Here is a 12,713-nt window from a genome sequence, read left to right on the forward strand (position 1 = left end):
AACGTGATGTGCCATCGAATGTGCAGTTAATGGACAATAGTGTTATGCGTTTCATCTCAAACGACCCGAACACCGATCTCACCTACTCCGATGTCTTCCTCGTGCCGAATTCGTCTGCGCTGACTTCGCGCTTCGACGTCGACCTCACGACGACCGATCCGACCAGGTCGACGACGCCGCTCGTGGCAGCGAATATGACCGCAGTGTCCGGTCGACGGATGGCGGAGACGATGGCCCGTCGAGGCGGACTGGCGGTACTGCCCCAGGACATTCCGCTGACCGCCGCGCAGGAGACCATCGCCTGGGTCAAGAGCCGCGACCGGATCTTCGAATCCGCACTGCGCTTCTCGCCCGAGGACACAGTGCTCAACGCCCTGCACGTGCTGGCCAAGCGTCCGCACGGCTTCGGCGTCGTCGTCGACGACGCGGGACGGCTCGAGGGCATCATCAATGCCGCGGATCTGCGCGGAGTCGATCGCTTCACCTCGGTGGCGGAGTTGTTGAACTCCTCACCGCATGTCATCCGCGCCTCCGAGGTCTACTGGGAGGACGCCGCGCAGCTGGAGTCCCTCTTCGAATCGATGACGGAATCACGAGCCGAGTTCGCCGCCGTCGTCGACGATGAGAACACGGTGCTCGGCAGCCTGACTCCGAAGTCGCTGCTGCGATCGTCCATCTACACCCCCAATGTCGACGATCGGGGACGGCTGAAGATCGCCGTGGCCATCGGCGTCAACGGTGCCGCGGTCGAACGTGCCGCTGCGCTGGTCGAAGCCGGTGCGGACGTCCTCGTCGTCGACACCGCCCATGGTCATCAGGTGAAGATGCTCGACACGCTGTCGGCGATCGCCGATGCCGAGCTCGGGGTGCCGATCGTGGCCGGAAACGTCGTCACCGCCGAAGGAGTCCGCGACCTCGTCGCTGCCGGCGCCGACATCGTCAAGGTCGGAGTCGGCCCGGGCGCCATGTGCACGACCCGGATGATGACCGCGGTCGGTCGTCCACAGTTCTCCGCAGTGCTCGAATGCGCCGAGGCGGCTCGCGAGCTGGGTGCCTACGTGTGGGCCGACGGCGGAGTCCGCTACCCCCGCGATGTCGCTCTGGCCCTGGCCGCCGGGGCCTCTCAGGTGATGGTCGGATCCTGGTTCGCCGGGACCCACGAGTCGCCCGGCGACCTGCTCGTCGACGGAGAGGGCCGGAAGTACAAGGAGAGCTTCGGCATGGCTTCGGCTCGGGCCGTGGCCAACCGGACCAGAGCGGAATCGGCCTTTGCGCGTGCTCGGAAGGGACTGTTCGAAGAGGGCATCTCTTCGTCGACCATGTACATCGACCCTGAATCTCCTGGGGTCGAGGACCTGATCGACGGCATCACTTCGGGCGTCCGCAGCTCCTGCACCTATGCCGGGGCCGGTGATCTCGGAGAATTCGCGCGTCTGGCCGCGGTCGGTGTCCAGAGCGCCGCCGGCTACGAAGAGGGCCGACCGCTGTCGGGAAGTTGGTAAGATCTCCTCATGCACAGTGACAGTCCCGGCCGGCGGGAAGCCGGCGCCCCAGATGACGACCCTCACCCCGCGAGGGTCTCAGACCTGACCTGCTCTGCTGAGCAGACAGCGAACGGCGGGGACAGTCACTGATGGAATGGATACTCCTCGCCCTCGCACTGCTGCTCATCCTCGGCACCGGAGTCTTCGTCGCAGCCGAATTCTCGCTGCTGACGCTTGACCGCCACACAGCCGATAAGGCGGTTGAAGAAGGTGTCGTCGGCGCGAAGACGCTTCGGCGTTCGATGACCCACCTGTCCACCCAGCTCTCGGCAGCGCAGGTGGGCATCACGATCACCACTCTGCTCACCGGTTACCTCATGGAACCGTCCTTGGGCAGGCTGCTGGCGCCGCTGTTCGAGGCCTGGGGCGTCGGCCCCGGCCTCGCGGCCCCGCTGGCGCTGACCATCGCCCTCATCGTCTCCACCGTGGGATCGATGATCTTCGGAGAGCTCGTGCCGAAGAACCTCGCCATCGCTGTGCCGCTGGCGACCGGTCGCATCGCCGCACCGATCCAGTACGTCTTCTCGCTCGTCTTCAAACCCGTCATCGCCGTCCTCAACGGCACGGCGAACAAGATCCTGATGTCGATGGGCATCGAGCCGCAGGAAGAAGGTTCGGTGGGGCGTTCCCCGGAGGAGCTGACCTCACTCGTGAGGCACTCCGCCGAAGAGGGCGTGCTCGATGAGCAGACAGCAGGTCTGCTGGAGAGGACTCTGAGCTTCTCCGAACGCACCGCGGAAGACGTGATGACTCCGCGCACGCGCATGTCCACGGTGGACAAGGACACCACGGCTCGGCAGATCATCGAACAGGCCCGGGACACCGGATTCTCCCGGTTTCCCGTGGCTGACGAGGACAAGGACCACATCGTCGGAGTAGTTCACGTCAAACAGGCTTTCGCCGTGCCTCCGAGCAACCGCGACGACGCCTACGCAGGAGGGCTGATGACCGAGGTCCGTGAGATCCCGGAGACGCAGCGCCTCGACCCGCTGCTCTTGGAGCTGCGCGCCACCGGCCTGCAGATGGCTGTGGTCGTCGATGAGTTCGGCGGCACAGCCGGAGTGGTCACTCTCGAGGATGTCGTCGAGGAGCTCGTGGGCGAGGTCGCCGATGAGCATGATCGGATGCGCGTCGCGGCACGACCGGCTCGCGACGGCTCCTGGATAGTGCCCGGTCAGCTGCGACCCGATGAGATCTCGTCGACGATCGGGGTCAACATCCCGGAGGACTCGGACTACGAGACTATGGCCGGATTCGTCCTCAAGGAGCTCGGAAGGATCCCCGAACCGGGTGACGAGGTTTGCATGGAGGATGCCCGCATCGTGGTCGAACGGATGCACGGACGACGCATCGAACGCCTCCGGGTGGTGCTGCGCGCCGCCGACGCGGGGGGTTTCGAAACCGGAGGTGAGACTCGATGAGCGCCGATTGGTTCGGACTGGTCTGGCTGGTCGTTCTCCTGCTGGGCAACTCCTTCTTCGTCGCCGCCGAATTCGCGGTGGTCGCTGCCAAGCGATCACAGATCGAGCCGCGAGCGGCAGAAGGCTCCGCGGCGGCCAAGACCGCTCTCTATGCGATGGAGCACGTGTCACTGATGCTGGCGATCTGCCAGCTCGGCATCACTGTGTGCTCCCTGCTTCTGGGCAATGTGGCCGAACCGGCCATCCATCACCTGCTCGCCGGTCCCCTCGAGGGCCTGGGCATTCCCGCCGGACTGTCCTCGACGATCTCCTTCGTCCTGGCGCTCGGCGTCGTCACCTACCTGCACGTGGTCATCGGTGAGATGGTGCCGAAGAACCTGGCGCTGGCCGCCTCCGGCCAGGCCGTGATGCTGCTGGCGACACCGCTGGTGTTCCTGGCGCGGGTCTTCGGTTTCGTCATTCGTCCCCTCAACGGCCTGGCCAATGGGGTCCTCCACCTGTTCAAGATCGAGGCCCGTGACGAGGTCAATGAGGCCTACACGATCGAGCAGGTCGAATCGATCGTGGCCGAGTCGAAGCGCGAAGGACTGCTCAGTGATGACACGGGGCTGCTCAAGGGGGCCATCGAGTTCAGCGACAAGACTGCGTCCGACATCATGGTCCCGATGTCCGAACTCGTCACGATCTCGGACAAGGTGACCCCGAACGAGCTTGTGACCTTGGTCGGCAAGACAGGCTTCTCCCGCTACTTCGTCGTCGGTGACGACGGGTATCCGCAGGACTACCTCCACATCAAGGATGTCCTCTACGCGGACACCGAAGAGGCCTTCGACGCTCCGGTGCAGAGCAAGCGCTTCCGCCCCCTGTTCACGGTCACTGCCGATGACGAGGTCGAAGAGGCGCTGGCGCAGATGCAGAAGGCGGGAATCCATGTCGCCCGCGTCATCGACTCGCAGGCGCAGGTCCTCGGCGTGCTGTTCCTCGAGGACGTGCTCGAAGAGCTCGTCGGCGAAGTCCAGGACGCGATGCAGCGGGGACGATTCGACTTCCGCCGCTGAGCATTCTGCGCCGGCCGATCCACCCGGCTCACCCTTTCGCCTCGACGGCGGTCTCCTGATTGCGGGGAGGCCGCCGTCGAGGCGTCGCGTCCGCTCCCGGCGCTGTGCCGGTGCGCGGGGCCATGTGGTCGGCTGTCGGACAGCGTCTGTGCTCGTGGGAAGTGCCGCTCGATGCGGACTCCCAAACGTGACCGACTGTGTAACGGTTCGTAACGAAACGGTGATTCAGGACACCTGGAGTAGGGCGCCTGTAGTGATCTGTGACCATGCATCGTCAGGAAATGTCCTGGTCACACGCTGTGAATGAACTGAAGGTGACATTCTGTAACAATGTCGTTATAGTGTTGTGACATCAGCTTTCGGGCGCCCGGCAGAGGGCTTCCACCGCACAATCTTCACCAACAGTATGGAGCACTATGTCGAGTGAGCTCTCGACCGTCGAGGCGCCGCAGGTCCGCCGACGTGATCTGCGGAAGCAGAACGCCTCTTCGCAGGTTTCGACGATCAACTCTTCGCATCCCGTGACATCGCAGTCGCGGAACAGCGCATCCGCAGTCCTTTCACCTCGTCGCGCGGCGATGGCAGCCGAGGCCCGCGCAGCAGCGGGCTCACCGCGACGGGCAGCGATGGCCAAAGAGGCTTCTCGGCCGATGACCCCTGCGGGTCATACGTCGACGCTGGCCGCTGCTCAGCTCGGCAACCGCGGTTCCGACGGTTCGCTGCTGCGCTCGGTCCGCCGCCGTCAGGTCACCACATTGTCCGCTCTGGCCACCGTCTCGGTCACCGGTACCGCCATCGCTGCCGTGATGGTCGCCGGCAACATGAGCGGCAACCAGGAAGTCAAGGTCGACGACACGGCCGCACAGTCCCAGCCACGTGCGATCAACGCCGAATCGGTCTCCGCCGACATCAAGGTCGACGACGATGACAAGACCTCGATGACCATCGGCGCCCCGAGCGCCAAGCAGACCAAGGTCGACGCGGCATCTCGCGCGATCACGAAGACCGTTCTGCCCGGCTGTGACGAAGCAGCGCCGAAGGGCGAGGCGAGCAACGGCGAGCTGCCCGACGGATGGCTGTGTGAGATCGGCGTGGGCAACCACAAGCTGCGCTCCGATGCGGCTGTGTCGTTCGCGAAGATGAACGCTGCCTTCAAGAAGGACACCGGCAAAGACCTCGCAGTCACCGACTCCTACCGGTCGCTGGAATCACAGGTCTCCGTCGCCGCACGCAAGCCCGGCTTCGCAGCTCGTCCCGGAACCTCCAACCACGGTTGGGGCCTGGCACTGGACCTCGGCGCGGGAACGCAGAACGGAACCGGCCAGCAGTACGAATGGCTCGTCGCCAACGCTGAGAAGTTCGGGTGGGAGAATCCGGACTGGGCCAAGCGCAATTCCTATGAGCTCTGGCACTGGGAATACGTGCCCGGCCGCAAGGCTATGAAGGGTGCCTGATCTGCTCGAACATCGCTGATCACAGCCCCACGATACCGCGGGCAGTCCTCGGAGGACTGCTCGCGGTGTCGTTTTGGGAGGTGGTGCCCAACGGTGATAGAGTTGCAACCGTTGCCCGCGTAGCTCAGTGGATAGAGCGTCTGCCTCCGGAGCAGAAGGTCGTAGGTTCGAATCCTGTCGCGGGCACCACGATGCCGCCCATCTCAACTTCTGAGGTGGGCGGTTCTGCATAGGCGGTCCGAGTGGTCGGTGGTGCAGCCAGGATCTAAGGTAGTCGGAGTCGAGACCCAGACCGCGATGTTAGGCATACGATGTCGGAACCTGCTGAAGAACCCGTCCAGACCAGCGCGGGGGACGATGAGATCGTCCTCCGAGCGCAGGGACTGCGCAAGAGCTTCGGTCGCGGTGATACGGCAGTCGACGCTCTCGACGACATCAGCGTCGACTTCGAATCGGGACGCTTCACCGCCATCATGGGGCCCTCCGGGTCCGGAAAATCGACGTTCATGCATGTGCTTGCCGGGCTCGACCGTGTCGATTCGGGTTCGATCATCATGCGGGGCCAGGACATCACCCGTCTCAACGACCGGCAGCTGACTCAGCTGCGGCGTGACCGCGTGGGCTTCATCTTCCAGGCCTTCAACCTCGTCCCGACGCTGAGCGCTGAACAGAACATCGAACTGCCGGTCTCACTGGCCCGGAAGAAGATCGATCGCCAGTGGAAGGCCGAAGTGGTCGAACGCCTCGAACTCGGCGATCGTCTGCAGCATCGTCCGCACGAGCTCTCCGGCGGTCAGCAGCAGAGAGTCGCCGTGGCCCGGGCTCTGCTGACGCGGCCGGATGTCATCTTCGCCGACGAGCCCACAGGAAACCTCGACTCCCACGCCGGAGCGGAGGTCCTGTCCCTGCTCGGTCGGGCCACGACCCTGTACGGGCAGACGATCATCATGGTCACCCACGACCCCGTCGCGGCATCTCACGCCGGGCGGGTCGTCCTGCTCAAAGACGGGCGAGCCACGGGTGAAGTCCGTCAGCCGACGCGAGAGAGCGTGGTCACGGCGCTGAGTGAACTGAGTTCTCTGTGATCGCTGTCGCCCTCGCACAGATTCGGATCCACTGGGCCCGATTCCTCGCAATCGGCCTCGGCATCGCATTGGCTTCCGGATTCGTCGCAACAACCCTGATCATCAACTCCTCGCTGCAGGACAGCCTCGAACACGCCGTCGGCCGATCTTTCGAGAACGCCGACCTCACCGGCGTCCCGGACCGAGACGTCTTCGTCGGGGGAGACGAGGCGTCTCCGCTGCTGCGCCCCTTAGCCGAAGTCGACGGGGTGGCCACCGCGTCGCTGTCGGCCCGCACAGTGACCACGGGCCGAGGATCCGCATTCTCCGAAAGCTCTTTTGCGCTGTCTCCGGTGCCTGCCGACGAACGGCTCGACACTTTCGAAATGGTCTCCGGTCAGCGACCAGAAGCAACGACGGATCTCGTGCTCGACACGCGCACGGCCAGCGATCTCAACCTCGGAGTCGGCGATGAGATTCGCTTCACCGTCGATGCGGTCCCGGTGGAGAGCGGAAACGATGACATGCCGATCTACCGGGGTTCGAGTCAGAGCAGCGTCACCTTCTCCGTCGTGGGCATCGCCGAAATGGGGCAGGATCCGGCCCTGCCCGGTGCCACTCGAGCGCTGACGACAGCATCGGGCTATCAGGAGTATTTCGCCCAGCAGGGCGATGTCATCGCCATTCAGATCGCCCTCGAGAGCGGCGCGGACCCAGAGGCTGTGCGTACACAGCTGCAGAGGGTCATCGACGGTTCGGAACTGAACGGCAGCCTCGAAGCGCTCTCCGTGGACGATGCCGTAAAAGCGAAGACCGACCGCCTCTCCGGCGGCAACGCCGTCGTGACCGGTCTCCTGCTCGTCTTCGCCGGAATCTCCGTCATCGTCGCCATCCTCGTCGTCTCCAACACCTTCTCCGTCATCGTCGCCGGACGCCGTCGGGAATTCGCTCTGCTGCGCTGCCTCGGCGCCACCCGCGTGCAGATGTACGGCTCGGTCGTGGCCGAAGGGCTCTTCGTCGGATTGCTCGGGTCGATCTTCGGTGTGCTCACCGGGGTCGCCGGCAGTCGCGGACTGATGGCTGTGGCGGTGCGCTACTGGCCGCAGGAGTTCCCCTACGACACTCTCACCGTTCCCGTCTCCGCCCTGGTCAGCGGGGTCGTCATCGGTGCCCTGCTGACGATTGTGGCCACCATCCGACCGGCTCGCAGTGCCATCGCTGTGACCCCGCTCGAAGCACTCCAGCCCTTCGACGCTTCCATCTCGCCGAGCACCCGCGCTCGTCCGCGGCACCTCGTGGGTTTCGGCTGCATCGGGCTGGGTGTGGTTCTCGTCATCGTCTCGGTCTATGCGGTGTCGGCCTCTCAGCTCTGGATCCTCGGCGGAGCGCTGGGTGGGGGACTCGTGGTCACGGGGCTGGTCATCAGCGCGGCGAAGATCATCCCACCCGTCGTCGCGTGGACGGGGGAGGTGCTGTTCAGCCCTTGGGGCGTGCCCGGTCAGCTGGCGACCCTGAACACATTGCGCAATCCGCGTCGCACCGCGGCCACAGCCACGGCGCTTATCATCGGTGTGACCTTGGTGGCGACGATCCTCGTGGGCGGCATGTCGACGAAGGCGACGCTCAGCCACGGACTCGACCAGCGTTATCCCGTCGACATCTCCGTGCCGCTGTCGGGCCTCGTCGATGATGACCAACTCGACGATGTGCGCGGGATCCCCGGCGTGTCCACCGCGGTCCTCGCCCACCGCGCCGAGGCGGTCGAAGACTTCAAGGGCTCCCGTCCCGAGATCTTCGTCATCGACCCGGACAGCGCCGAGACCGTACTCGGAGGCGCGGCCGCGAATATCGTGTCCGGACGGGTCACGGTCCCCGAAGACTATCCTTCACCGACAGTGCGGGTGAAGGGGCTCAACGAGATGAGCGTGCCCGTGCACAGGGACGGCCTCTCCAGCCTCGCTTTCTTCACCACCCCCGACGTCGGCAACGATCTCGGCATCTCGGCGACGACGACGGCCGTGCTCGTCCGCCTCGACGAGGATGTCGACGTCGATGAGATCACCCGCATCCGCCAGTCCGTGGCCGAGACGCTCGACGTCTCCAGCGACGAGGTCGGCGGCTCGGCCGTCGCCCGGGGCGCCTATTCCGAACTCATCGATGTCTTGCTCGCCGGGGCCGTGGCTCTGCTCTTCGTCTCTGTGGTCATCGCGCTCATCGGCGTCTCGAACACGGTCAGCCTCTCCGTCATCGAGCGCCGCCGGGAGAACGCGCTGATGCGGGCGCTGGGGCTGAGCCTTGCGCAGCTGCGGACTCTACTGGCGCTCGAGGCGGTGCTCATCTCATCGGTGGCTGCACTGCTGGGACTCGTGCTCGGCGGTGCCCTGGGCATCGTCGGCACACGGTTGGTCACCCACGACTACTCCACCGACCTCATCGTCGACTTCTCTGCCCCGTCCTTCCTCGGCATCCTCGGCGTGGCGGTCGTCGCCGGCATCCTCTCCGCTCTGGCACCGGCCAGGCGAGCGTCCCGACTCTCACCGGTCGAAGGTCTCAAACTCGACTTCTGATGGGCCCCGGCCACCGAACCGGACGTCGGTGTCTGATAGGAAAGAGCTCATGAACTCCGCGCGCATCCGCATTCTGATCGTCCTCGGAATCGTCTTCGCTGCCTTCAATCTGCGCCCCGGAGTCACCGGGCTCTCGCCTCTGCTCGACACCATGGGCGAAGAGATCGAACTGAGCGCGGTGTTCCTGGCCGTCATCGGCATGCTGCCGCCGCTGCTCTACGGCATCAGCGGCTTCATCACCCCGCGGCTCTATGCCCGCTTCTCCGGACTCGGCCTGACCTTGGCCGCCATGGTGCTGGTCATGATCGGACTGGGTGTCCGCTCGGTCATCGATTCGCCGTCGCTGTTCCTGGCGCTGAGCGTGCTGGCCCTGCTGGGAATGGGCATCGGAAACGTCGTCCTCCCGCCCCTGGTGAAATCGTATTTCCCCGACAGGGTGGCCCTCATGTCGACCGTGCACGTCGGGCTCCTCCAGTTCGGGACGTTCATTCCGCCGCTCGTGGCGGTTCCCCTCGCCTCCGGTGTCGGTTGGAGAGGGTCACTGCTCGTCTGGGCCGGTTTCGCGGCTCTGGGTGCGGTCGTGTGGATCGTCATCCGCATGGCCAGGCCCGCACCCGCCGCCGAGGTGGCCGTCGCCGTCGTCGGCGGCAGTGAGCTCTCCCGCCTCCTGCACAGCCCTCGGGCCTGGGCGCTGATGACGATGACGGGTCTGACGTCGTTCAACAACTTCATCCTCTTCACCTGGCTGCCGGGTCTGCTCACCCGCTCCGGGTTCGATGCTGCCTTCGGCGGGGCGATGCTCGCGCTGGTCACAGCCATCCCTCTCGTCCTCGGATTCGTCCTGCCGACCCTGGCTCAGAAGATGACTTCGGCATATCCCATCGTCGTCGGCTTCTGCCTCAGCCTGGCCGTGGGGTACCTGGGTCTGTGGCTGCTGCCGACAGCGGCTCCCGTGCTGTGGACAGTGTTGCTGGGCATCGGCATCTCCACGTTCCCACTCGCTCTGACACTCATCACCCTCCGGGCGCGAAACGCCGAGGCGGCGGCTTCCCTGTCCGGCTTCGTCCAGGGCGGCGGGTATCTCCTCGCGGCCACCGGCCCGCTGATCTTCGCCTTTCTCCTCCAGAGCTTCGACAGCATGTGGCAGGCATTCGTCGTGGTGCTCGCCTCGGTGGCCGTCAAATTCTTCGTCAGCCACGCCGCCTGCCGACCCGGCGCCATCTGAGGCCCGGCGGGCTTCCGTCTCGTGATGAGAGCGAAGATGACATCGGATTCGTCCTCGCCGTCCGGGCCCGAGTACTCTGTTCGAGTGACCCCGGAAGACTTGCAGACTGCACTCGCGCGCGCCTTGGCGACGGCCGAGGCAGGCCTCGTCGCACCGGGGTTCGCCATGCAGATCGACGTCCTGGCTCCGAACCGTTCCGAACTCGGTGACTGGACGACGCCCGTGGCGCTGCGCGCCGCCGCTGCACCCGAGCAGCGGACCGAGCTCGCCGCACATCTGTGCACCGAACTGCGTGCCCTGACCGGGGTGGCGGATGCCGTCATCGCCGGGCCCGGCTTCGTCAACGTGACCCTCACTCCCGCTGGCCGAGCACATGTGCTCAGCGACATCATCACTGCAGCGGGGGAGACCGATTCGATCGAGGGAGCGGAACAGGACGGGTCGCCGCTGCGCACGCTGCTCGTCGCTGCGGACCGGGAATCGGCACAGGCGCCTGTCACCGGCGACCACGACCGTGACGTCGACCCGGTCGCGGTGAACAGCCTGCAGCGCGGCCATGCCGCCGCCTGCCGGGAGCAGCGGCGGGCGCACCGAGCGGGAATCCCGTCCGAGGCCGTCGACGCGGCGGGACTCGAGGATCCGAGCGAGACGCGAATGCTCAATGCCGTGGCGGGACTGCCGTCAGCGCTGGAACGCTCGCGCCGCCTCGGCGAGAACGATCTGTTCGTCAACGCTCTTATCGACCTCGGCGATGCCGTCGAGGACTGGATCCGCCGCTGTCCGGTCACTCCGACGGTCGATGAGGACATCACCGTCACCCATGCCTCCCGGCTCTTCGCTCTGAGAGCCGTCATCATCGTCCTCGCCGCAGGACTACGACAATTGGGCGCTTCGGCCCCGGAGAGGATCTGATGCCCGCACATATCGCAGGGACTCTGCACGCGACACCGGCCCCGGTGTGGCTGCCCTATCCCGATGACGTCAATGCCCTGCTGCCGAGTCTGTGGTCGGACAACGTCACGAAGACCGACGACGGAGTGCTCACGATCGCCGGTCATTCCGTGACGGACCTGGCCGAACGATACGGGACCCCCACTCTCGTCATGGACGTCGCTGACTTCCGCAGCCGTGCCGAGGCCTACCTGAGCACATTCTCCAACGCCTTCTCCGTGGAGAAGGGACTGGCCGGCGCCGATGTGTTCTACGCCGGGAAGGCATTCCTGTGCACAGCTGTAGCCCGCTGGGTGCATGAGGCCGGGCTCGGCCTCGACACCTGCTCCCTGGGCGAGATGATGATCGCCCGCGCCGCCGGTGTCCCCGGCGACCGCGTCGGGCTGCACGGAAACAATAAATCGGCGGCGGAGCTCGAATACGCCCTCGACTACGGCGTGGCCAGGATCTTCGTCGACAGCCTCGATGAGGTCGCACGTCTGGAATCCATCGCTGCAGCCAGAGGAACGGTCGCCCCGGTCATGCTGCGAGTCACGGTCGGCGTCGAAGCGCACACCCACGACTTCATCGCCACGGCTCACGAAGACCAGAAGTTCGGGCTCTCTCTCGCCGACGGCACCGCCGCCCGGGCCGCTCGTCTGGTCGCCGAATCCGAACATCTGCGTCTCGACGGTCTCCACTCCCACATCGGTTCGCAGATCTTCGACATCTCCGGATTCCAGGTCGCCGCCGCCCGTGTACTCGCCTTCCGAGCCGAGATCATGGGCGAACACGGCATCAACCTGCCCGATGTCGACCTCGGCGGCGGCTTCGGCATCCGCTACACCTCCCAGGACACCCCGATCCCGGTCGCGGAGATGGCCGCAGAGCTCGCCGCCGTCGTGGCCAAGGAATGCCGGGGTCTGGGCACGAGCGTCCCCCGGATCTCCATCGAACCCGGACGCGCCATCGTCTCCCCGGCGGTGTTCACTCTCTACGAGGTCGGCACCGTCAAACAGGTGAGCACGGACAGCGGCACTCGCACCTATGTCGCCGTCGACGGGGGAATGAGCGACAACATCCGCACGGCTCTCTACGACGCGGACTATTCGTGCACCCTGGCCAACCGGAACTCGAGCGCCGAGCCTGCGATCGTGCGGGTCGTCGGCAAGCACTGCGAGTCCGGTGACATCATCGTCCGCGACGAATACATGGGCGCAGACGTCACCGCAGGCGATCTCGTCGCGGTCCCCACCACCGGGGCGTACTGCCGCTCGCTGGCCAACAACTACAACCACCTGCCCCGGCCGGGCGTGCTGGCCGTCGAGGCCGATAGAGTTGAGTGGATCGTGACCCCCGAAGACCACACGCAGATGTTCGCCACGGACCCGGGAATGGCCGGGGGAGCGGCGTCGAACTGATGAGTGCGAGAGACAAGAGCGGAAAAGGT

At 65.5% G+C, this 12,713-nt stretch carries 9 protein-coding genes and 1 tRNA gene; all 10 read left to right on the forward strand.

Annotation, left to right across the window (positions count from 1 at the left end; genetic code table 11):
* Positions 1 to 44 precede the first annotated feature (44 nt).
* The 10 genes from LJ362_RS07240 to lysA all read left to right on the forward strand — a co-directional run bounded on the left by LJ362_RS07240 (position 45) and on the right by lysA (position 12,684).
* Positions 45 to 1,502 carry a GuaB1 family IMP dehydrogenase-related protein gene (locus LJ362_RS07240; protein ID WP_264801483.1) on the forward strand — a complete coding sequence of 486 codons (1,458 nt, stop codon included), beginning with the start codon at positions 45 to 47 and terminating at the stop codon, positions 1,500 to 1,502.
* Positions 1,503 to 1,633: 131 nt separating this feature from the next.
* Positions 1,634 to 2,965: a hemolysin family protein gene (locus tag LJ362_RS07245; RefSeq protein WP_173153894.1), complete on the forward strand. Its 1,332-nt coding sequence runs from the start codon at positions 1,634 to 1,636 to the stop codon at positions 2,963 to 2,965.
* Positions 2,962 to 4,023: a hemolysin family protein gene (locus LJ362_RS07250; RefSeq protein WP_173153897.1), complete on the forward strand. Its 1,062-nt coding sequence runs from the start codon at positions 2,962 to 2,964 to the stop codon at positions 4,021 to 4,023. Before LJ362_RS07245 ends, LJ362_RS07250 begins: the two co-directional genes overlap by 4 nt.
* A gap of 416 nt (positions 4,024 to 4,439) precedes the next feature.
* The gene (locus LJ362_RS07255) at positions 4,440 to 5,477 is read left to right on the forward strand and encodes a D-alanyl-D-alanine carboxypeptidase family protein (RefSeq protein ID WP_264801484.1); all 1,038 of its coding nucleotides are present in this window, start codon (positions 4,440 to 4,442) and stop codon (positions 5,475 to 5,477) included.
* 113 nt (positions 5,478 to 5,590) lie between these two features.
* A tRNA-Arg gene (locus LJ362_RS07260) sits at positions 5,591 to 5,666 on the forward strand.
* Positions 5,667 to 5,788: 122 nt separating this feature from the next.
* Positions 5,789 to 6,562: an ABC transporter ATP-binding protein gene (locus LJ362_RS07265; RefSeq protein WP_173153903.1), complete on the forward strand. Its 774-nt coding sequence runs from the start codon at positions 5,789 to 5,791 to the stop codon at positions 6,560 to 6,562.
* A complete protein-coding gene (locus LJ362_RS07270) occupies positions 6,559 to 9,108 on the forward strand; it encodes an FtsX-like permease family protein (protein WP_264801485.1) in 2,550 nt (849 codons plus the stop codon). Before LJ362_RS07265 ends, LJ362_RS07270 begins: the two co-directional genes overlap by 4 nt.
* A gap of 49 nt (positions 9,109 to 9,157) precedes the next feature.
* Positions 9,158 to 10,333, forward strand: a complete 1,176-nt coding sequence (locus LJ362_RS07275; RefSeq protein WP_264801487.1) for a CynX/NimT family MFS transporter — start codon at positions 9,158 to 9,160, stop codon at positions 10,331 to 10,333.
* An 84-nt stretch (positions 10,334 to 10,417) separates the two neighbouring features.
* The gene (locus LJ362_RS07280; protein ID WP_172169175.1) at positions 10,418 to 11,245 is read left to right on the forward strand and encodes a DALR anticodon-binding domain-containing protein; all 828 of its coding nucleotides are present in this window, start codon (positions 10,418 to 10,420) and stop codon (positions 11,243 to 11,245) included.
* On the forward strand, positions 11,245 to 12,684 hold the full coding sequence (lysA, locus tag LJ362_RS07285; RefSeq protein WP_264801488.1) for a diaminopimelate decarboxylase: 1,440 nt from the start codon (positions 11,245 to 11,247) through the stop codon (positions 12,682 to 12,684). Before LJ362_RS07280 ends, lysA begins: the two co-directional genes overlap by 1 nt.
* Positions 12,685 to 12,713 lie beyond the last annotated feature (29 nt).

Origin of the sequence: Brevibacterium sp. JSBI002, from assembly GCF_026013965.1 — a bacterium.
GTDB lineage: Bacteria > Actinomycetota > Actinomycetes > Actinomycetales > Brevibacteriaceae > Brevibacterium.